A 23117-nucleotide genomic window follows, 5' to 3' on the forward strand; every position below is an offset into this window, starting at 1 on the left:
ACAAGGATGATACCGGAATTCAAACGACCGGAACTGGAAGACAAAGAACTGATTGACTATTATTTTGCACAGGCTCCAAGCAGAAGCTGCGAGAGAACATTTGCGAATGTATATCTCTGGTCCAGACAGTATAAAGTGAAATATGCAATCCTTCATAATGCACTTGTATTTCGTGATGAAGGAGATGGACATACTTATGCTTACCCTGTAGGAAAGCCGGAAGCCGTCAAAGCTGCATTGGAAGAATTGATGAAGATCTGCGAGGATGAAGACTGTGAATTCGGTCTTTACTGTGTGACACCGGAGAATTTTTCACAGATGGAAGAGTGGTATCCGGGACAATTCCGGATTGAATATGACAGAGATCAGGCAGATTACATCTATGAGACGGAGAAGCTTGCAACACTTGCAGGAAAGAAGCTTCACGGAAAGCGAAACCATATTAATAAGTTTAAGCAGCTTTATCCGGACTGGTCTTACGAATCACTCAGTGATGAGAATGTAGAAGAGTGCTTTCAGATGGCTCTGAAGTGGAGAAATTCGAATGGATGTAATGATGATCCTGAGAAGAACGCAGAGATGTGCGTTTCGTTGAATTCCCTCCGTTTATACAAAGAACTCGGCTTTAAAGGCGGAGTGTTGAGAAATGGCGAAAAAATTGTTGCTTTTACAGTAGGGGAAGAACTGTGCAAGGATACATTTGTTGTTCATATTGAGAAAGCATTTGCAGATGTACAGGGAGCATACCCTATGATTAATCAGCAGTTTGTTGAACATGAATGCATGGATTACACTTATGTGAACAGAGAAGATGATGCCGGGGAAGAAGGACTCCGTAAGGCAAAATTATCTTATCGTCCGGCTTTTTTGGAAGAGAAAGGGTTTGTGACAAGAATAGGAGGACAGCAATGATTTCAAAAAAAATGGAAAACATGGTAGCGAACAGTTCTGCAATTCGTGCGATGTTTGAAGAGGGCAACCGTCTTGCAGCAAAATACGGAGCAGAGAATGTATTTGACTTCAGCCTGGGAAATCCAAATGTTCCGGCACCGGAAGCGGTAAAGAAAGCAATGATCGAGATCCTTTCCGAAGAGGATCCGATCGTGCTTCACGGCTATACGAACAGCAATGCAGGTTATGAGGATGTGAGACAGGCAGTTGCTGCTTCCTTAAATGAACGCTTTGGAACAAACTTTGCTTCCCGCAATATTACGATGACAGTCGGAGCAGCAGGAGGTCTTAATGTGATTTTGAAATCACTGCTGAATCCAGGTGATGAAGTTGTTGTGTTTGCTCCTTATTTTGGAGAATACAGAAGCTATACGGATAATTATGACGGTGTGATCGTGGAGATATCTCCGGATACAGAGACATTCCAGCCAAAGCTTGATGAGTTTGAGAAAAAGCTGTCGCCAAAGACAAAGGCAGTCATCGTTAATACGCCGAATAATCCGACAGGTGTTGTTTATTCCGAAGAGACGATCCAGAAGCTGGCAGCGATTCTTGAGAAGAAACAGAAAGAATTTGGAACAGAGATTTATCTGATCTCAGATGAACCATACAGAGAACTTGCTTATGACGGAGTGGAAGTTCCATATCTCACAAAGTATTATGCAAATACAGTTGTAGGATATTCTTTCAGTAAATCACTTTCTCTTCCGGGAGAACGTATCGGTTATCTTGTAATTCCGGATGAAGTGGCAGACAGTGAGAAACTGAATGCCGCAGCTAACGTTGCAACGAGAATTCTTGGATTTGTCAATGCACCGACACTGCAGCAGAAAGTGGTGAAGGCATGTCTGAATGAGAAGACAGATATTTCATATTATGACAGAAACAGAGAGACTCTTTATAATGGATTGAAAGAACTTGGATTTGAGTGCATCAAACCGGAAGGAGCATTTTATCTCTTTGTAAAATCACCGGTTGCAGATGAAAAAGAATTTTGTAATACCGCGAAGAAATACAATATTCTGATCGTTCCGGGAAGCTCTTTTGGATGTCCTGGATATGTCAGAATGGCGTATTGTGTAGCATATGAAACAATTGTAAATGCACTTCCAAAATTTGCGGAGCTTGCGAGAGAGTATAGATAGAGGTAGTACCATGGCTGTAAGAGAAGAACTTTTGAGAAATATACGTAGCGTAGAACCATATGTACCGGGCGAGCAGCCACAGCATAAGGTTGTGAAACTGAATACAAATGAGAATCCATATCCTCCGGCACCGGGGGTGGAACGTGTTCTGAAAGAGATGGACACAGACCGTTTTCGCCTGTATCCGGATCCAACTGCGGACGAACTCATTGGAAGCCTCGCGGATTATTATGGTGTAGGAAAAGATCAGGTTTTTGTAGGAGTTGGATCTGATGATGTGATTTCGATGTGTTTCCTCACATTTTTTAATTCAGATCTCCCAATTCTCTTCCCGGATATTACATATTCGTTTTATAAAGTCTGGGCAGAATTATATCGGATTCCTTATCACTGTCCAAAGCTTGATGAAAACTTTAAGATTGTGAAAGAGGATTATTATGCTGAAAACGGCGGAATTATTTTCCCGAATCCAAATGCGCCGACAGCAATTTATGAAGATCTTGAATTTGTAGAAGATATCTTAAAGCAGAACAGGAATTCTATCGTGATCGTAGATGAGGCATATATTGACTTTGCGGGAAGATCTGCGATGGAACTGATCGATAAATATGATAATCTTATTGTGACACAGACTTTCTCAAAGGCAAGAAGTATGGCTGGTATGCGAATCGGATATGCAATCTCGAATCCAGATCTGATCCGCTGCCTGAATGATGTGAAATATTCTTTTAACTCTTACACGATGAATCAGACAGCTCTTGCCTGTGGTGTGGAAGCGGTTGAAGACAAAGCATATTTTGAAGAAGGAGTTCGTAAAATAGTTGAAACAAGAGAATGGGCAAAAGAAGAGCTCAGGAAACTTGGTTTTGTTTTTCCGGATGCAAAGGCGAATTTTATTTTCGCAAGACATCCAGAGGTTGATGCGAATGAACTTTTCCAGGCTTTGAAAGAGAATAATATCTTTGTCAGACATTGGAATGCACCACGAATCGATCAGTATCTGAGAATTACAATCGGTACAAGAGAAGAGATGGCGACGCTTTTTGATTTTTTGAGAACATATATAAAGGAGAAATAACTGAATGAGTGAAGCTTTGATCAACTGGTTTATGGTGACACTGGGCGGAAAGGTCGGTAAGGAATTTATTCTCTTCCTGATCTCAATGGTTCCGATTCTGGAATTGCGTGGAGGACTGCTTGCAGCAGGACCGGCATTTTTGAACGTGGAACTTGCAAAAGCAGTACCTATCTGTGTGATTGGAAATCTTGTTCCAATCCCATTCATCCTTTTACTGATCACAAAGATCTTTGACTGGATGAAAGGAACGAAGCGTTTGAAGCCGATGGTGGAGAAGTTGGAGAAGAAGGCAATGAGTAAAAGTGACAAGATAGAGAAATATGAGTTCTGGGGTCTTGTACTTTTTGTTGGAATTCCTCTTCCGGGAACCGGAGCGTGGACAGGATCACTGATCGCAGCTCTGCTTGGAATCCGCTTTAGAAAAGCTTTTCCGGCAGTTGTTGTTGGTGTCTGCCTCGCAGCATTTATTATGTCAGTCATTTCCTATGGAATTATTGGCGGTATTTTTGGATAAGATAAATATGCAAAGGAAGTGATTTTTATGTTACTGAAAGATAATGAAGAAAAGAGAAATATAGCCTGGAGAACAGTTATGACGGTAACATCGGTCTTGATTATTTTAATTGCTATCTTTTTCGCAGTGAAGCTTTTTACTTCTAATCCTCTGGCAGGAAACTGGGAGAATACAGATGATGGAATGAAGCTCAAAATCAAGAATAATGGTGCGATGACAATTATCCAGACATTGGATGAAAGTACGGTCAGTGTTCCGGTTGAGTATACGATCGACATGGAACATAAGCGTTTTGCGATTCATGTGAATGAAGAGAAACTTGCCACACAGGCTGAAAAGACGAAAAAATATTCCCAGCAGGATCTTAGAGATGTTGCGGATGTGATGGAAGGAACTTACGAATACAGTGTAGAACAGAACGTACTGACACTGACGGATTCAGAATATGGAAGTCAGAAGACATTTGAAAAAAGTGGAAAGTAAAAGGTGATTCTGCCTCAGCAGATGACACAGAAAGTACTTGCAGAGCAGTGGAAACAGGGGGTACAGATCATGTACAGAAATCAGACGAAAGAAGTAAGAATTGGGGATGTTGTGATTGGGGGGGACCACCCGATTGCAATCCAGTCTATGACAAATACAAGGACAGAAGATGTAGAAGCCACAGTGGAGCAGATCCTGCGTCTGGAAAAAGCAGGATGTGAGATCATCCGCTGTACAGTTCCGACAATGGAGGCTGCAAAAGCAATCAAAGAGATTAAAAAACAGATTCATATTCCGCTTGTTGCAGACATTCATTTTGATTATAAGATGGCAATCGCAGCAATTGAGAATGGAGCTGATAAGATCCGTATCAATCCGGGAAATATCGGTGCAAAAGAACGGGTACAGGCAGTAGTAGACAAAGCGAAAGAGTACAATGTTCCAATCCGTGTCGGTGTAAATAGTGGTTCTCTTGAGAAACATCTGCTTGAGAAATATGGTGGTGTTACTGCAGAAGGGATCGTGGAGAGTGCGCTGGACAAAGTTCACCTGATCGAGTCTATGGGCTATGACAACCTTGTTGTCAGCATTAAATCTTCTGATGTTCTGATGTGTGTGAAGGCGCATGAGCTGATCGCTAAAGAATGCCCATATCCGCTTCATGTTGGAATTACAGAGTCTGGAACCGTATATTCAGGAAATGTGAAATCTTCTGTAGGACTTGGAATCATTCTCCATGAGGGAATCGGTAATACAATTCGTGTTTCCCTGACGGGAGATCCGGTAGAAGAGATTCGTACAGCAAAACTGATCCTTAAGACACTTGGACTTCGCAAGGGAGGTATTGAGGTTGTATCCTGTCCGACTTGTGGAAGAACAAGAATTAATCTGATCAAGCTTGCAAACCAGGTAGAAGAGATGGTAGCAGACATTCCGCTTGATATTAAAGTTGCAGTTATGGGATGTGTTGTAAACGGACCTGGAGAGGCAAAAGAAGCCGATATCGGAATTGCAGGAGGTATTGGGGAAGGACTTTTGATCAAGAAGGGTGAGATCGTCAAGAAGGTAAAGGAAGAAGAACTTCTTGATACTTTAAGACAGGAGTTATTGAATTGGAACAAATAAAGAATGAAAAAACATTTTTTCATGTATTTCCCACATTGAAAGTAGAAGAGGAATTTAAAGTTCTCTTTGCTGATGTGGAAGTTAAGAAAATCACGACTAATTCCGGTCGTGATTTTCTGCATGTACATTTAAAGAGCCATCATCTGATCCCAAAGAAGAAAATATGGCAGATGGAGCAGCGGATCAAAGAGCAGCTCTTTGGAACATCTTCTGTAAAACTTCAGATTCTGGAAGAGTATGAGCTGTCTGAGCTTTATACACCGGAAACAGTGATGGAAGAGTACAAAGAGAGTTTGATTCTTGAACTGAAAGAAATCAGTGTCCTTGCTGCAAACATGTTTTCGCAGGCAGAAGTGAACTATGAAGAGGGAAATGTCGTCCGTCTGGAGCTTCTTGATACGATTGTTTCCGAAGGAAGAAAAGAAGAGATCATGAATCTGCTGGACGATGTATTCAGGAATCGTTTTCATATGAATGTTGATATCCGGGTTACATATAAAGAAAACGAGGGTCAGGGAAGCAGAGAATATGACGAGCAGAGGATTCAGCAGGAAATTAATGCAATCTTTGAACGGCGCGCGAAACAGAGAGGCGAATATGAGGAGCGAAAGTCTGCTGTGGAGGCAAAGAAGAAGTCATCTGAATCAGGAAGCTCGTCTTCCGGAGAAAAGAAAGCAGAGACTTCAGGAAAATCTTCTTCAGGAAATGCATCCGTTTCGGGCGGAAAGAAAGAGTTCAAAAAGAAGGAATTCCGCAAGAAGGATTATGTGCGTCCGGTGAAGATCGGAGACGATCCGAACCTGATCTACGGAAAGAATTTTGAAGATGAGCCAATCAAATTGGAACAGGTTGTATCTGAGATGGGTGAGATCACGATTCATGGTAAGATCATCAACTTTGATACACGAGAGATCAGAAATGAGAAGACGATCATTATCTTTGCTGTGACTGATTTTACGGATACAATCACGATCAAGATGTTTGCCAGAAATGATCAGTTACCGGAGATTCTCGGAGATTTGAAGAAAGGTGCTTTCGTTAAGATCAAAGGTGTGACGACAATTGATAAATTCGACGGTGAGCTGACAATTGGTTCAATTACCGGAATCAAGAAGATTGGAGACTTTACGGTCTCAAGGCAAGATCTCAATCCAACGAAACGTGTAGAACTTCATTGCCATACAAAGATGAGCGATATGGATGGAGTTTCTGAAGTGACAGATATCGTCCGCAGAGCACATGACTGGGGACATCCGGCGATTGCAATTACAGATCATGGTGTAGCCCAGGCGTTCCCGGTTGCAAATCACTATATTGAGACATTGGATAAAGATGATCCGTTTAAAGTTCTATATGGCGTGGAAGGCTATGTGGTTGATGACTTAACTGAGATTGCAGTTAATGCAAAAGATCAGACATTGGATGACACCTATATTGTTTTTGATATCGAGACAACAGGATTCAGTTCTATCCGTGACAGAATTATTGAGATTGGAGCTGTGAAGGTTGAGAATGGGCAGATTGTAGACAAGTTCAGCACCTTTGTGAATCCGGAACGTCCGATTCCTTTTGAAATTACAAACCTGACAAGTATTACAGATGAGATGGTGCTGGATGCTCCGACAATCGAGGTTGTGCTGCCACAGTTTCTCGAATTTATTGGTGAGGGCGCATTGGTTGCGCATAATGCAGGATTTGATGTCGGGTTTATCGAACAGAATTGTCGTGTGCTTGGTCTGGAACAGGAATTCACATCTGTTGATACAGTGGCTCTTGCACGTGTGCTGCTTCCGACCCTTTCGAAATATAAATTGAATCTGGTTGCAAAAGCACTTGGAATTTCATTGGAAAATCATCACCGTGCGGTTGATGATGCAGGTGCAACAGCAGAAATTTTTGTAAAATTTGTTGAAATGCTCAAAGATCAGCATATCATGAACTTAAAAGAAATGAACAAGTTTGGGGATCGTAATGTTAATGCAATCCGTAAGATGCCGACACATCACATTATTTTGATCGCACAGAATGATATTGGAAGATATAACCTGTATCAGCTGATCACGGCATCTCATATGACATATTATGCAAGAAGACCGAGAATTCCGAAAAGTCTGATCAATGAACACAGAGAAGGAATCATTATCGGAAGTGCCTGTGAGGCAGGAGAATTATACCGTGCGGTTCTTGAAAAACAGTCTTCACAGCAGATTGCGAGACTGGCGGATTTCTATGATTATTATGAAATCCAGCCAATTGGAAATGATATGTTTATGCTCGAAGATGAGAAAACGCCGAATATCAATACAGAGGAAGATCTGCGTAATGTAAACCGGGAGATTGTTGAACTTGGAGAGAAATTCGGTAAGCCGGTTGTAGCAACCTGTGACGTTCATTTCCTTGATCCGGAAGATGAAGTTTATCGCCGGATCATTATGGCAGGAAAAGGATTCAAAGACGCAGATAATCAGGCACCGCTGTTCCTTCGCACAACAGATGAAATGTTGGAAGAGTTTGCATATCTTGGTTCTGCGAAGGCAAGAGAAGTTGTTATAGAAAATCCACAGAAGATCGCACGTATGGTAGAGAAAATCTCACCGGTAAATCCAAATAAGTGTCCTCCGGTAATCGCGGATTCCGATCAGGAGCTTCGAGATATCTGTTATCGTAAAGCACATGAAATGTATGGAGAAGATCTTCCGGTACAGGTGTCTTCCAGACTTGAGAAAGAGCTGAACTCTATTATTTCCAACGGATATGCCGTTATGTATATCATTGCGCAGAAACTGGTATGGAAGTCCAATGCGGATGGGTATCTTGTTGGTTCCCGTGGATCAGTAGGTTCGTCTTTTGTTGCGACGATGTCTGGAATCACGGAGGTTAATCCGCTAAGTCCTCACTATTACTGTGAAAAATGTCATTACAGTGATTTTGAGTCTGAAGAGGTCCGGGCATTTGCCGGAGGCTGTGGTTACGACATGCCGGATAGAAATTGTCCTGTGTGCGGAGAAAAACTGGTTAAGGCCGGGTTTGATATTCCGTTTGAAACATTCCTTGGTTTCAAGGGAGATAAAGAGCCTGATATTGACCTGAACTTCTCCGGAGATTACCAGGCGAAGGCTCATAAATATACAGAGGTTCTCTTTGGTGAGGGTCATACATTCAAAGCCGGAACGATCGGTACGCTGGCAGATAAGACAGCATATGGATTTGTGAAAAATTATTATGAAGAACGTGGTCAGAGAAAGCGTGGCTGTGAGATTGAACGAATTACAGAAGGATGTACCGGAATCCGGCGAAGTACCGGACAGCATCCGGGAGGAATCGTAGTACTTCCGCACGGACACAGCATCAATGAGTTTACACCGGTGCAGCATCCGGCCAACGATATGGAATGCGGCATTACAACGACACATTTTGATTACCATTCCATTGACCATAACCTTTTGAAACTTGATATTCTCGGACATGATGATCCTACGATGATTCGTACATTGGAAGACTATATTACTTCCGATGCAATGGAAAATGAATACAATGAGGAGCATCCTTTCGTTGCAACGGAGATTCCGCTGGATGACAAGAAAGTGATCGAACTATTCCATGGTACAGAAATTCTTGGGATCAAACCGGAAGATATTGACGGCTGTAAGCTTGGCTGTCTTGGAATTCCAGAGTTTGGTACAGATTTCGTTATCCAGATGGTGCAGGATACAAAACCTCAGACGTTATCAGATCTGATCCGAATTTCCGGTCTGTCACATGGAACGAACGTGTGGCTCGGAAATGCACAGGAACTTGTAAAATCCGGAAAAGCAACCATTTCTACGGCAATCTGTACCCGTGACGATATCATGATCTATCTGATCAACAAAGGAGTGGAAAGTGCACTGGCCTTTACAATTATGGAGAGTGTGCGTAAAGGAAAAGGATTGAAACCGGAGTGGGAAGAAGCGATGAAAGCCCAGGATGTACCGGACTGGTATATATGGTCCTGTAAGAAGATCAGCTACATGTTCCCAAAGGCTCATGCGGCAGCCTATGTTATGATGGCTTATCGTATCGCTTACTGTAAGATCAATTATCCGCTTGCTTATTATGGAGCATATTTTGGAATCCGTGCGGATGCATTTTCTTATGCGATCATGTGTCAGGGCAAGGATAAACTGAATTATTACATGAAAGATTATAAAAAACGAAGTGATACTCTGACGAAAAAAGAACAGGATGTCATGAAGGATATGAAGATTGTCCAGGAAATGTACGCACGAGGACTGGAGTTTATGCCGATTGATATTTACCGGGCGAAGGCGAAGATGTTTCAGATCATTGACGGAAAACTGATGCCGTCTCTTGCCAGCATCGAAGGAATGGGAGATAAGGCGGCGGAGGCTGTGGAAGAAGCTTCAAAAGACGGTCCATATCTCTCACTGGATGATTTCCGTCAGAGGACAAAAGTAAGTAAGACAGTGATCGATTTGATGGCAGAACTGGGATTATTTGGGAATCTTCCACAGAGTAATCAGCTTTCCTTGTTTGATTTTTCGTAGGAAATGCGCTAGACGGATGTAAAGTGCTGTGCTATAATGACTACAACGCTTTGACGTGGTAAAGCTTTAATGGAGGAAGAGATAATGTACGATTTCGATGAGATTATGAACACAGACCCAGAGATAGCAGATGCAATAAAAGCAGAGATGGAGAGACAGAACTCCCATATCGAGCTGATCGCCTCTGAGAACTGGGTGAGCAAAGCAGTCATGGCAGCTATGGGAAGCCCTCTGACTAATAAGTATGCAGAAGGATATCCGGGAAAGAGATATTATGGTGGATGTCAGTGTGTAGATGTAGTAGAAGACCTTGCAAGAGAAAGAGCAAAGAAACTGTTTGGATGTGAGTATGTTAATGTGCAGCCACATTCAGGAGCACAGGCGAACATGGCAGTTATGTTTGCCATGCTTGAGCCGGGAGATAAGATCATGGGAATGAACCTTGATCATGGCGGACATCTGACACACGGTTCACCGGTTAATATGTCCGGTAAATATTTTGATGTAGCACATTACGGAGTGAATGCAGACGGTATGATCGACTATGATGAAGTGCTTCGTATTGCGAAGGAACATAAACCGAAACTGATCGTTGCCGGTGCAAGTGCTTATGCAAGAACGATTGATTTCAAACGTTTCCGTGAGATTGCGGATGAGGTGGGAGCATATCTGATGGTAGATATCGCACACATCGCAGGACTTGTTGCTACAGGACTTCATCCAAGTCCGATTCCGTATGCGCATGTGACAACAACAACAACACATAAGACACTTCGTGGACCAAGAGGTGGAATGATCATGTGCAGCGAAGAGATGAATAAGAAATTCAATTTCAACAAAGCTGTATTCCCGGGAATTCAGGGAGGTCCGCTGATGCATGTGATCGCCGGTAAGGCAGTTTGCTTCAAGGAAGCACTTGAGCCTGAGTATAAAACATATATGGAGCAGGTTGTTAAAAATGCGAAAGCACTCTGCAACGGTTTGAAAGCACGCGGAGTGAAGATCGTTTCCGGAGATACAGATAACCATCTGATGCTTGTAGACCTGTCGGGAACAGAGACAAGCGGAAAAGAGCTGGAGAAGCGTCTGGATGATGCTCATGTAACAGCGAACAAGAATACAATTCCGAATGATCCTCGTTCACCGTTTGTAACAAGTGGTGTAAGACTTGGAACACCGGCGGTTACAACACGTGGAATGAAAGAAGATGATATGGATAAGATCGCAGAGATTATTGCAATGGTAATCGAAAGTGAAGAGAATGTAGAAAAAGCAAAAGCAATGGTTGCTGAGCTGACTGCAAAATATCCACTTTGTTAATAAAATAATTATATCCGGCAAAACTGCATTTCTCGTGTAAGCGTAATGTAGATTGCCGGGGTTGTGCAACAAAAAAAGAGCTTAAAAAGCTCTTTTTTGTTAATCGAATTTCTGTATTACTTTTAAAAATTAAATACGGTCTATTTATTAATTAAAAGGTACATAAAGTCTTGATTAAAGTTTCACTACGTTAACAGCCTGAGGTCCTTTAGCGCCTTCTGTTACTTCGAACTCAACAGCCTGGCCCTCTTCGAGAGATTTGAATCCATCCATTACAAGTCCTGAATAATGAACAAAAATGTCATTGCCTTCAGCGTCAGAGATAAATCCGTAACCCTTCTGGTTATTAAACCATTTTACTGTACCTGTCATTGTGTTGCCCTCCATTAAAAGAATATAAGTTGTTAAATCATCACAGTTTACAATGCGCTGAAAACTGTAATATTGTGTCAGTATAAATTCATAGTGACACTTTGTCTATTGTAGCATGTTTAACAAAGAAAGTCAAATGTAAACTTTTCTATTTTGTAGAAAACGACAAAATGTTACTGCTCACACGAGAGTGAACAGTAACACAAATACATATAATGATATGAAAACGTAAGGCGCAATATCTCACAAGAGTAGAAAAAGAAAAATAAAGAAAGGATGCTGATTGAAAAAAGAATGGAAGTATTATATAATTTAACCAATGTCTATGAAATATTTTATTTCAAGGAGGATTTGTGTATATGATAACGATTGAAGGAAAAAGCGTATTTGGTGGAGTATCCATTGGAAAGCTGATGTTCTATAAGAGAAACGAAAAGGTGATCAGAAGAACACATGTGGATGACGTGGATGCGGAATGGAAGAGATTCGAAGAGGCTAAGAACACAGCAATCGACCAGCTGAAAGACCTTTACAACAAAGCCATTGAAGATGTAGGTGAGGCCAACGCCATGATCTTTGAGATTCACCAGATGATGCTTGATGATCTGGATTATCTGGAATCTATTGAAGGAATTATCCGTACACAGAGTGTGAATGCAGAGTATGCTGTTTCAACAACAGCTGATAACTTTGCACAGATGTTTGCATCTATGGATGATGCATATATGCAGGGACGTGCAGCCGACGTGAAGGACGTTTCCGAGCGTGTGCTTGATATTCTCTGCGGAGTGAGCAACGGAACACGTGAGATGACAGAACCTTGTATTGTTGCAGCAGACGATCTTGCACCAAGTGAGACAGTACAGCTCGATAAAGAGAAAGTGCTTGGATTTGCTACAATGTATGGTTCTTCTAACTCTCATACAGCGATCCTTGCAAGAACAATGAATATTCCGGCTGTAATCGGAATGGGGGAAGCGCTCAATCCGAAGTACGATGGAGAGATGGCTATCATTGATGGATTTACAGGAACAATCTATGTGGATCCGGATGAAGAGACACTTGCAAAGATGCAGGAGAAGCGTGCGAAAGACCTTGAGCAGAAAGAACTTCTGAACCAGCTCAAAGGAAAAGAGAATGTGACAAAGAGCGGACAGAAAATCAACGTTTATGCGAACATTGGTAACGTATCTGATCTTGGTGCAGTACTTAAGAATGATGCAGGCGGAGTAGGTCTGTTCAGAAGTGAGTTCCTTTATCTTGAGAACAGTACTTATCCGACAGAAGAACAGCAGTTTGCAGCTTACAAACAGGTTGTAGAAAGCATGGCAGGAAAGAAAGTCATCATTCGTACACTTGACATTGGAGCAGACAAGCAGGTTGATTACTTCAATCTTGCGAAAGAAGAGAACCCGGCACTGGGATACAGAGCAATTCGTATTTGTCTGACAAGACCGGAGATCTTCAAGACTCAGCTTCGTGCACTTTACCGTGCATCCGTATATGGAAATCTTTCCATTATGTTCCCGATGATTATTTCTGTAAAAGAAGTTCGTAAGATCAAAGAGATCATCGAAGAAGTGAAGGCAGAGTTGAGAGAAGAAGGACTTCCATTCAAGGAAGACGTAGAACTTGGTATTATGATCGAGACTCCGGCATCAGTTATGATGAGCCGCGAACTTGCAAAAGAAGTTGATTTCTTCAGTGTTGGAACAAATGATCTGACACAGTATACGCTGGCGATTGACCGTCAGAACCTTGCGCTGGATGAGTTCTATGATCCACATCATCCGGCAGTACTTGCTATGATCAAGATGGCAGCAGATAATGCACACGCAGAAGGAAAATGGATCGGAATCTGTGGAGAACTTGGAGCAGACCTTGAACTGACAGAAGAGTTCCTGAAGATGGGACTTGATGAATTGTCTGTATCTCCGGCGATGGTACTGCCACTTAGAAAGAAGATTCGCGAGTGTGAGTAATTTGTGTTTTTGAGGGGATTCGTATGGGGAAATGAGCACTTTATAGAATGGTCGCAAGACCAGTCCTGCTATTACCACGAGCACCGGCTCGCTCTACCTCATCCCTTTGAAAGTATGTAAGAAGACGGACATTTATCGACTGAGATACTTAGCGTATTCAAAAACGAAAGGGGGCGGATTTTTTGGAGAGGGAGATTTTTTTGTGGCTGGGGCTTATGGTGGTGTTTTTGATTATTGAGCTTGCCACGGTTGGTCTGACTTCAATCTGGTTTTCGGGCGGTGCGCTGGCGGCGTTGTTAGTTTCGCTTGCCGGAGCTGGAATGGTGATACAGATTGCTGTATTCGTAGTTATTTCAGCAGTGCTTGTGATCTTTACCAGGCCCTTTGCAGCGAAGTATGTTAATGCGCATCATGTGAAGACGAATTGTGATGAATTGATTGGAAGTGTTGTTAAGGTGACAGAGACAGTTGATAATTTTGCACAGACCGGTACTGCAATTGCACAGGGGAAGGAATGGACTGCACGGTGCAAGTCAGACAAAGACAGAATTGAGAAAGATTCGCTTGCCAAAGTAGCAGCAATTTCCGGAGTGAAACTGATTTTAGAGAAATGTGAGGAGGAAGAGCTATGATATTTGGACTTATTATTTGGATGATCATTATTATGATCGTGGTGTGGCTTCTTGTGTCAAATATCCGTATCGTTCCGCAGGCGCATGCGTATGTTGTGGAGCGACTTGGCGGATACAAGGAGACATGGGGCGTAGGATTACATTTTAAAGTGCCGATCCTTGACCGTGTGGCAAAAAGAGTTTCCTTGAAAGAACAGGTTGTTGATTTTGAACCACAGGCAGTGATCACGAAGGATAATGTTACCATGCAGATCGATACGGTTGTATTCTATCAGATCACTGACCCGAAGAAGTATGCATACGGAGTAGAAAGTCCGATTGCGGCAATCGAGAATCTGACAGCAACAACACTTCGTAATATCATCGGAGATCTGGAATTAGATGAGACACTGACTTCCCGTGAGACGATCAACTCCAAGATGCGTACGATCCTTGATATTGCAACAGATGAGTGGGGAATCAAGGTGAATCGTGTTGAACTGAAGAATATCATGCCACCGAAGGCAATCCAGGATGCGATGGAGAAGCAGATGAAAGCAGAGCGTGAACGCCGTGAAGCAATCCTGCGTGCAGAAGGAGAGAAGAAGTCTACGATTCTTGTTGCAGAAGGAGAAAAGGAATCTGTGATCCTGGAGGCAGAGGCATCTAAGCAGGCAGCAATCCTGAAAGCAGAAGCTGAAAAACAGAAACGGATCAAAGAAGCAGAGGGACAGGCAGAAGCGATACGTTCTGTACAGAAGGCTACAGCAGAAGGTATCGAGTATATTAAGAATGCCGGAGCAGATGATGTTGTTCTTACATTAAAGAGTCTGGAGGCATTTGCCAAGGCGGCAGACGGAAAAGCGACGAAGATCATCATTCCTTCAGAGATTCAGGGAATTGCAGGACTTACGAAAACAATTGCAGAAGTTGCCCATACAGAAACAAGCGTTGCAAAAGAAAAAGAAGTAAAGTAAAATAAAAGATGTATTTCACGTGCCAATCTGTCAAAAGATTGGCACAATGTGTTTTACAACGATAATATTTTGGAGTGCAAATGAAATGGAAACAGAGAAAATCATCAGGTTATCGGTTCGGAATCTGGTTGAATTCATATTAAAAGAAGGTGACATTGATAACAGGATTTCAGGTACGCTGGATAAAGATGCGATGCTGATGGGAGGACGCCTTCACCGAAAGATCCAGCGTATGATGGGCTCAAACTATCAGGCAGAAGTTTCCTTAAAACTGCAGCTTCCGTGTGACGGATTCCAATTAAAACTGGAAGGACGTGCGGATGGAATTCTCCTTGAATCAGAAAAAACAATAATAGATGAGATCAAAGGCGTTGTGCGTTCCCTTGATCGAGTGGAGCATCCTGTGCCGGTTCATCTTGCTCAGGCAAAATGTTACGCATATATTTATGCCAGACAGCAAGGATTAAAGCAGATCAGTGTTCAGATGACCTATTGTAATCTAGATACGGAAGATGTGAAAAGATTTCGGGAAGAGTATACATTTGAAGAATTAGAAAAATGGTTTCTTGATTTGGTTCATCAGTATGAACGTTGGGCAAAACTGCAGATTGAGTGGGAAAAGAGAAGAGATGCTTCGATTCATCAGACCGAATTTCCATTCGCATATAGAGAAGGGCAGTTTGACCTGGCAGCTTCCGTATATCGTACAATTTATCACAAGAAGAAATTATTTATCCAGGCCTCAACAGGAACCGGAAAGACGATGGCAGTATTGTATCCGGCGGTGAAAGCAATCGGAGAAGGATTGGGGGATAAATTATTCTATCTGACAGCAAAGACGATCACAAGAACCGTGGCGGAGCAGGCATTTTCTATTCTTGAAGAAAAAGGTCTTGCTTTTCGTTCAATTACATTGACTGCGAAAGAGAAGATCTGTTTTTGTGAGGAGACAGAATGCAATCCGGATGCTTGTCCTTATGCGAAAGGTCATTTTGACCGGGTGAATGATGCAGTTTATGACATGTTAGAAAAACAAAAGAAGCTGACACGGGAATCAATTGAAAGACAGGCAGAAGATTTTCATGTATGTCCGTTTGAACTATCTCTTGATCTGTCAGAATGGGCGGATGGGGTGATCTGTGATTATAATTATGTGTTCGATCCGACGGCACATTTGAAACGATTTTTTGCAGACAATGTCAGCGGAGATTATTTGTTTCTGATCGATGAAGCACACAACCTCGTGGAACGTGGACGGGACATGTACAGTGCTTCTATCTATAAAGAAGATATTCTGGAGGTGAAAAACCTGCTGAAGGATCGAGATAAAAAACTTGTGAAGAGTCTGGAATCTGTCAATAAACTGATGCTTGAGATGAAACGCGAGTGCGAGAATTATCGGTTGGTGGAAAGTGTTTCTCCATTTGCAGTAAAACTGATGAATCTTCTGACTCAAATGGAAAGATATCTTGAAGAAGAACGGAATGCAGGACATGCAGAGCAGCCGGATGCGTTTATGGAACTCTTTTTCCAAGTAAGGCAGTTTTTGGAAATTCATGAACTGTTGGATGAAAATTATATACAGTATACAGAACTGGAAGGAAACGGAAGATTCAAAATAAAGTTGTTCTGTGTAAATCCGGCGGAGAATCTGAATCATTATTTAAAACTTGGGAATTCCACAATATTTTTCTCGGCAACATTGCTTCCGATCGATTACTATAAACAATTACTATCTGTTGAGAAGGATGATTATGCAGTTTATGCTGAATCTAAGTTCCCGCAGAAGAACAGGAAAATTCTGATCGGAAGTGAAGCAAGCACAAAATATACACAAAGAGGTACAGAAATGTATCGCAAAATTGCCGAGTATCTGAGAATCACAGTGGATGGAAAGAATGGAAACTACATTGCATTTTTCCCTTCCTATCAGTTTATGGAGGATGTTTTGGAAGAGTTTGAAAAACGGTCATCCGGAGTAGAACTGGTAATTCAATCGCAATTTATGTCAGAAAATCAGAGAGAAGAATTCTTGGAAATGTTTGAAGAAGAAAGAGATCATCCGATGCTTGGATTTTGTGTGATGGGTGGTGTATTTTCAGAAGGAATCGATCTTACACATGACAGATTGATCGGAGTGATCGTTGTCGGAACAGGAATTCCACAGGTATGTAATGACAGAGAAATCGTGAAAAATTATTTTGATCAGAGAGGGATGCGAGGATTTGATTATGCGTACCTTTATCCCGGAATGAATAAAGTACTTCAGTCCGCAGGAGAGTGATCCGTACCGAAGACGACAGAGGAATTATCCTTTTACTTGATGATCGATTTCAGAATCGGCAGTATCAGCAGCTTTTTCCGAGAGAGTGGAAAGAGTATGAAGTATGTGGGCGGAAAGAGATAAAAGAAAAGATGGAAGAATTCTGGAAAAATCGATAGATAAAAAATGAGAACCGTTATTGAATGCGGAAACAGTAAAATAGTTACTGCGTTGTGTCATGTAACGATTCTCATTATTTTTCAGGAGTTGCTATCCTGATTACTGTTCTTCAAAATAGTTCAAAAATTCCTGTGCAGGCTTAGCCAAAGGAAGCTGCTCATTATAAGCAATTACAAGAGAACGCTCCGGCATCTCTTCTTCCATATCCAGCTTGAAGATATCATCCTTGTTCTCGGAAAGACAATAATCCGGAATAAATGCAATTCCAAGTCCAATTCTTGCAAGATCGATCAGAAGATCATTGCTTGTAAGTTCGATCTCAGGAACGAGATCAAGCTGATGCTGCTGGAACAGGCGATGAAGAAACTCGTTTGTCGTACTGTTCTTATCCAGCATCAGGATCGGATAGTGGAGCAGATCGGCAAGTGTAAGTTTCTTTTCCCTTAATTCAGGATAATTGTTTCCGGCAATGAAAACATCATGGAAATTCTTGATCTTCATAGAGGCGGAAATATTGTTGAGCGCTGCGTTCGGATAATTGACAACAATCAAATCCACCAGTCCGTTCTTTAAAAGCTCTGTACATCTTAAAGAAGTCTGGTTGATAACTTTAATATGTACATTTGGGAAAGTCTTATGGAATTTCTCAAGGTATGGAACAAGGAAATATCTGCAGATCGTGTCACTTGCACCGATGCGGATCTGCCCACCGGTAGAAGCGGCATCTAAAAGCTGAGCCTCACCTTTCTGGATCAGATTCATGGCCGGTTCAATGTGGCGCAGGAGAATCTCTCCTTCCGGTGTGAGCTGGACTTTCTTTGTGCTTCGGATAAAAAGCGTCTGATCCAGTTTCCGTTCGAGTGTTTTGATCGACTGGCTGACAGCAGACTGTGAAATAAACAGCTGCTTGGATGCCTCTGAGAAATTCAATGTGGTGGCGACGTGATAAAATACTTTGTATAATTCGTAGTTTATATCCATCATTTTATTAGACCTCCTAATAAATATTCATCTTATTATAAGATAAATAAAGGGAAAATACAACAGAATAAAAAAATCCGTTGCACAAAAGATAAAAAAGTAGAATAAATATTGCTGACTCCGAGAAAGATACGAGAAAACGACAATCAATTAGTGGTGCTTATCAGATTGTTTAATTTTATTAATTATACTAATGAAGAAAACTATGGTAGGATAAAAATAGATAATGTAAAGAAGGTAGTACCGTGTCTTGAACACGTAATACAGAAAGAGGAGATTATATATGAGTAATGTAAAGCGCGTATATGTAGAAAAGAAACCGGAGTTTGCTGTTGCAGCGAAGGGCCTCAGACATGAGATCCGTCATTATCTTGGACTTCAGGATGTGACAAATGTACGAGTTCTGATTCGTTACGACGCAGAGAATATTTCAGAAGAAACATTTGAAAAGGCATGCAATGGTGTGTTCGCAGAGCCGCCGGTAGATTTCCTTTATAAAGAAGAATTCCCGAAAAATGAAACAGATAAATGTTTTTCCGTAGAGTTCCTTCCGGGACAGTTCGACCAGAGAGCGGATTCTGCAGAGCAGTGTATCCGTTTTATTAAAGAAGATGAAACTCCTGTAATCCGTACAGCAGTTACATATGTAATTGAAGGCGGAGTTTCAGACGAAGAACTGCAGGCAATTAAGAATCACTGCATCAACCCGGTAGATTCCAGAGAAGCTGCAGCAGAGAAACCGGAGACACTGGTGACAGTATTTGATGAGCCGGCAGATGTAAAGATTTTTGACGGTTTTAAAGATATGCCGGAAGCAGAATTGAAAGAGTTATATGATTCTCTTGGATTGGCAATGACATTTAAAGATTTCCTGCATATCCAGAACTATTATGCAGGAGAAGAGCACAGAGATCCGACGATGACAGAGATCCGTGTTCTTGATACATACTGGTCAGATCACTGCCGTCATACAACATTCTCTACAGAATTAAAAGATGTGAAGTTTGATGAAGGCGACTACAAAGAGACAATCGAAGCAACATATAAAGAATATTTGAAAGATCACAGCGAGATTTTCAAAGGAAGAGAAGATAAATTTGTCTGCCTTATGGACCTTGCACTGATGGCTATGCGCCGCCTGAAAAAGGAAGGAAAGCTTGCTGATCAGGAAGAGTCTGATGAGATCAATGCATGTAGTATCGTAGTTCCGATCAAGGTTGACGGAGTAGAAGAAGAGTGGCTGATCAACTTCAAGAATGAGACACATAACCATCCGACGGAGATCGAACCATTTGGTGGAGCTGCAACATGTCTTGGAGGAGCGATCCGTGACCCACTGTCAGGACGTACTTATGTATACCAGGCAATGCGTGTAACAGGCGCTGCTGATCCGACTGTATCCGCAGATGCAACTTTGAAAGGAAAACTTCCTCAGAAGAAACTTGTGCGTGAAGCTGCACATGGATACAGTTCTTATGGTAACCAGATCGGTCTTGCTACAGGACTTGTAAAAGAGATTTATCATCCGGATTATGTTGCAAAACGTATGGAGATCGGTGCTGTACTTGGAGCAGCTCCAAGACGCGCGGTTATCCGTGAGAACTCCGACCCGGGAGATATCATCATCCTTCTCGGTGGACGTACAGGTCGTGATGGTTGCGGTGGAGCAACAGGTTCTTCTAAGGTTCATACAGAAGAGTCTATCGAGACTTGTGGTGCAGAAGTTCAGAAAGGAAATGCGCCGACAGAGCGTAAGATCCAGAGATTATTCCGTAGAGAAGAAGTCAGCCATCTGATTAAGAAATGTAATGACTTCGGTGCAGGCGGTGTATCTGTAGCAATCGGAGAACTTGCAGACGGGCTTCGTGTTGAACTTGATAAAGTACCGAAGAAATATGCAGGACTTGACGGAACAGAAATCGCAATCTCTGAGTCTCAGGAAAGAATGGCAGTTGTTGTAGACCCGAAAGATGTAGATGAATTCATGGGATATGCGAAGGAAGAAAACTTAGAGGCAACAGTTGCAGCAGTAGTAACAGAGGAGCCAAGACTTGTACTTGTATGGAGAGGAAAAGAAATCGTAAATCTCTCCCGTGCATTCCTTGATACAAACGGTGCTCACCAGGAGACAAATGTTGAGGTTGAGATCCCATCTAAGAAGGACAGCCTTTTTGTAAAGAAAGAAGTAGGAAATGTAAAAGAGACATGGCTTTCTATGCTCTCTGATCTGAACGTATGCTCTCAGAAAGGACTTGTTGAGATGTTCGACGGTTCTATCGGAGCAGGATCCGTATTTATGCCACATGGTGGAAAATACCAGATGACAGAGACACAGGCAATGGTAGCGAAAGTACCTGTTTTGAACGGAACAACAGACAGTGTATCTATGATGAGTTACGGATTTGATCCATATCTGTCAAGCTGGAGCCCATACCACGGAGCTGTTTATGCAGTGACAGAGTCAATTGCTAAGATCGTGGCAGCAGGTGGAGATTATAGAAAGATCCGCTTCACATTCCAGGAGTACTTCCGCAGAATGACAGAGGATCCAAAGAGATGGAGCCAGCCATTTGCAGCACTTCTCGGAGCTTATGCAGCACAGATTGGTTTCGGACTTCCGTCTATCGGAGGAAAAGACAGTATGTCAGGAACATTCCAGGATATCGATGTACCTCCGACACTTGTATCCTTTGCTGTTGATATGGCTCTTGAGCAGGATATTATTACACCTGAACTTAAGAAAGCTGGAAATAAACTTGTATGGCTCAAGATCGAAAGAGACGAGAATGATCTTCCGGTTTACGATGCAGTAATGGATCAGTACGGTAAATTCATGGAAGATGTACAGAACGGAAAAATTGTATCTGCATATGCACTGGATCGTCATGGAGTTGCGGCAGCAGTCAGCAAGATGGCATTTGGTAACCGCATGGGTGCCAAAATCGAGCACAATGTAGATAAGAGAGATCTGTTTGCTCCTGCATTTGGAGATATTATCGCAGAGGTCGAAGACGGAAAGGTTGGAGAACTCGCAATTACTTATACAGAAATCGGTGAAGTAACAGAAGAGCCTGTACTTGTTTACGGCGATGTGAAGATCGCACTTGCAGACGCACAGGATGCATGGACAGGAACACTTGAGAAAGTATTTGCTACAAAATCAGCAGCAGATTCTGATGCCAAGGTTGAAGAGAAGCTCTTCAATACATCCGATATCCATATTTGCAGCCATAAGATTGGACAGCCTACAGTATTTATCCCGGTATTCCCAGGAACAAACTGTGAGTATGACAGTGCCAGTGCATTTGAGAGAGCAGGTGCTAAGGTTATTACAAAAGTATTCCGTAACCTTGATGCAGAAGACATCCGTGGATCAGTAGACGAGTTCGAGAAAGCAATCGGACAGGCTCAGATGATCATGTTCCCAGGTGGATTCAGTGCCGGTGATGAGCCGGATGGTTCAGCTAAATTCTTTGCAACTGCATTCCAGAATGCGAAGATCAAAGAAGCTGTTGAAAAACTTCTGAATGAGAGAGACGGACTTGCACTTGGTATCTGTAACGGATTCCAGGCTCTGATCAAGCTCGGACTTGTACCATACGGAAAAATCGTTGGACAGACAGATGATGCTCCGACACTGACATACAATACAATCGGACGTCATATCTCTAAGATGGTTTATACAAAGGTTGTTACAAACAAATCCCCATGGCTTCAGGGAGCACAGCTTGGCGGAGTTTATACAAACCCGGCATCTCATGGTGAAGGAAGATTTGTTGCAAGCGAAGAGTGGCTTGATAAGCTGTTCGCTAACGGACAGGTGGCAACACAGTACTGTGATCCGGAAGGAAATATCAGCATGAACGAAGAGTGGAACGTGAACGGATCTTACCGTGCAATCGAGGGTATCACAAGCCCGGATGGACGTGTCCTTGGTAAGATGGCTCACTCAGAGAGACGTGGAGATCATGTTGCTATCAATATCTATGGAGAGCAGGATCTTAAGATTTTCGAGTCAGGTGTAAAATACTTTAAATAAAATGGTAACTGTACACCGACGAAATGCGTAGCATTTTGGAGGTTGGCTCTGAACAGTTACAATAAAATATAAAATAAAATAAAAAAGTTGTTGACATCTGATAGGTGTTAAGTATATAATAATCAAGTCGGTTGCGACAAAGCATAAGTGGAAGCCGCAGCCGACATATGAATATGGGATCTTAGCTCAGCTGGGAGAGCATCTGCCTTACAAGCAGAGGGTCACAGGTTCGAGCCCTGTAGGTCCCATATCTAATTAAATATGGCGGGATAGCTCAGTTGGCTAGAGCACACGGTTCATACCCGTGGTGTCGCTGGTTCAAATCCAGTTCCCGCTACTTATATGGGATCTTAGCTCAGCTGGGAGAGCATCTGCCTTACAAGCAGAGGGTCACAGGTTCGAGCCCTGTAGGTCCCATATACTAATTAAATATGGCGGGATAGCTCAGTTGGCTAGAGCACACGGTTCATACCCGTGGTGTCGCTGGTTCAAATCCAGTTCCCGCTACTATGACGAAGACTGCGTGCTTAAGAAATTAGTACGCAGTCT

Annotated in this window: 14 protein-coding genes, 4 tRNA genes and 1 pseudogene; 17 read left to right on the forward strand and 2 right to left on the reverse strand. The window is 42.3% G+C overall.

Going from position 1 to position 23117, the window contains the following annotated elements; genetic code table 11:
- Positions 1–6: 6 nt before the first annotated feature.
- From DXB52_RS00580 to glyA, 8 genes are all read left to right on the forward strand, one after another.
- Positions 7–912: a DUF2156 domain-containing protein gene (locus tag DXB52_RS00580; RefSeq protein ID WP_117540193.1), complete on the forward strand. Its 906-nt coding sequence runs from the start codon at positions 7–9 to the stop codon at positions 910–912.
- Positions 909–2096, forward strand: a complete 1188-nt coding sequence (locus DXB52_RS00585; protein WP_118106254.1) for a pyridoxal phosphate-dependent aminotransferase — start codon at positions 909–911, stop codon at positions 2094–2096. Before DXB52_RS00580 ends, DXB52_RS00585 begins: the two co-directional genes overlap by 4 nt.
- 10 nt (positions 2097–2106) lie before the next feature.
- Positions 2107–3174 (forward strand): histidinol-phosphate transaminase, encoded by a 1068-nt coding sequence (hisC, locus tag DXB52_RS00590; RefSeq protein ID WP_118106256.1) that lies wholly within the window; start codon positions 2107–2109, stop codon positions 3172–3174.
- 4 nt (positions 3175–3178) lie between these two features.
- Positions 3179–3688, forward strand: coding sequence for a COG2426 family protein (locus DXB52_RS00595; protein WP_015528947.1), 510 nt, complete (start codon positions 3179–3181; stop codon positions 3686–3688).
- Between the two features lie 27 nt (positions 3689–3715).
- A complete protein-coding gene (locus tag DXB52_RS00600; protein ID WP_117540199.1) occupies positions 3716–4171 on the forward strand; it encodes a hypothetical protein in 456 nt (151 codons plus the stop codon).
- A gap of 69 nt (positions 4172–4240) precedes the next feature.
- Positions 4241–5296: a flavodoxin-dependent (E)-4-hydroxy-3-methylbut-2-enyl-diphosphate synthase gene (gene ispG, locus DXB52_RS00605; protein ID WP_117568151.1), complete on the forward strand. Its 1056-nt coding sequence runs from the start codon at positions 4241–4243 to the stop codon at positions 5294–5296.
- Positions 5284–9843 carry a PolC-type DNA polymerase III gene (locus DXB52_RS00610; protein ID WP_118106258.1) on the forward strand — a complete coding sequence of 1520 codons (4560 nt, stop codon included), beginning with the start codon at positions 5284–5286 and terminating at the stop codon, positions 9841–9843. Before ispG ends, DXB52_RS00610 begins: the two co-directional genes overlap by 13 nt.
- Positions 9844–9927: 84 nt before the next feature.
- On the forward strand, positions 9928–11163 hold the full coding sequence (glyA, locus tag DXB52_RS00615; RefSeq protein ID WP_117568134.1) for a serine hydroxymethyltransferase: 1236 nt from the start codon (positions 9928–9930) through the stop codon (positions 11161–11163).
- A 174-nt stretch (positions 11164–11337) separates the two neighbouring features.
- On the opposite strand, the gene DXB52_RS00620 is transcribed toward glyA, so the two are convergent.
- Positions 11338–11535 (reverse strand): cold-shock protein, encoded by a 198-nt coding sequence (locus DXB52_RS00620; protein WP_015528950.1) that lies wholly within the window; start codon positions 11533–11535, stop codon positions 11338–11340.
- Positions 11536–11894: 359 nt separating this feature from the next.
- Here DXB52_RS00620 and ptsP point away from each other — a divergent pair, with 359 nt between their 5' ends.
- The 4 genes and pseudogenes from ptsP (at position 11895) to DXB52_RS00640 (ending at position 17547) form a co-directional block, all read left to right on the forward strand.
- Entirely contained in the window at positions 11895–13517 is a 1623-nt protein-coding gene (gene ptsP, locus DXB52_RS00625; protein ID WP_118106261.1) for a phosphoenolpyruvate--protein phosphotransferase, read from the forward strand.
- A 182-nt stretch (positions 13518–13699) separates the two neighbouring features.
- Entirely contained in the window at positions 13700–14149 is a 450-nt protein-coding gene (locus DXB52_RS00630; RefSeq protein ID WP_117568136.1) for an NfeD family protein, read from the forward strand.
- Entirely contained in the window at positions 14146–15105 is a 960-nt protein-coding gene (locus tag DXB52_RS00635) for an SPFH domain-containing protein (protein WP_118106263.1), read from the forward strand. Before DXB52_RS00630 ends, DXB52_RS00635 begins: the two co-directional genes overlap by 4 nt.
- 484 nt (positions 15106–15589) lie before the next feature.
- Positions 15590–17547 (forward strand): annotated as a pseudogene (locus DXB52_RS00640) (ATP-dependent DNA helicase).
- A 100-nt stretch (positions 17548–17647) separates the two neighbouring features.
- On the opposite strand, the gene DXB52_RS00645 reads toward DXB52_RS00640, so the two are convergent.
- A complete protein-coding gene (locus DXB52_RS00645; protein WP_472519891.1) occupies positions 17648–18529 on the reverse strand; it encodes a LysR family transcriptional regulator in 882 nt (293 codons plus the stop codon).
- 283 nt (positions 18530–18812) lie between these two features.
- On the opposite strand from DXB52_RS00645, the gene DXB52_RS00650 reads away from it, so the two are divergent.
- The 5 genes from DXB52_RS00650 to DXB52_RS00670 all read left to right on the forward strand — a co-directional run bounded on the left by DXB52_RS00650 (position 18813) and on the right by DXB52_RS00670 (position 23075).
- Entirely contained in the window at positions 18813–22568 is a 3756-nt protein-coding gene (locus DXB52_RS00650; RefSeq protein WP_118106267.1) for a phosphoribosylformylglycinamidine synthase, read from the forward strand.
- Between the two features lie 175 nt (positions 22569–22743).
- Positions 22744–22816: transfer RNA gene (locus DXB52_RS00655), tRNA-Val, on the forward strand.
- A 15-nt stretch (positions 22817–22831) separates the two neighbouring features.
- A tRNA-Met gene (locus DXB52_RS00660) sits at positions 22832–22905 on the forward strand.
- 7 nt (positions 22906–22912) lie between these two features.
- Positions 22913–22985: transfer RNA gene (locus DXB52_RS00665), tRNA-Val, on the forward strand.
- A 16-nt stretch (positions 22986–23001) separates the two neighbouring features.
- A tRNA-Met gene (locus DXB52_RS00670) sits at positions 23002–23075 on the forward strand.
- Positions 23076–23117 lie beyond the last annotated feature (42 nt).

Source organism: Ruminococcus sp. OM04-4AA (assembly GCF_003462585.1).
GTDB lineage: Bacteria > Bacillota > Clostridia > Lachnospirales > Lachnospiraceae > Mediterraneibacter > Mediterraneibacter faecis.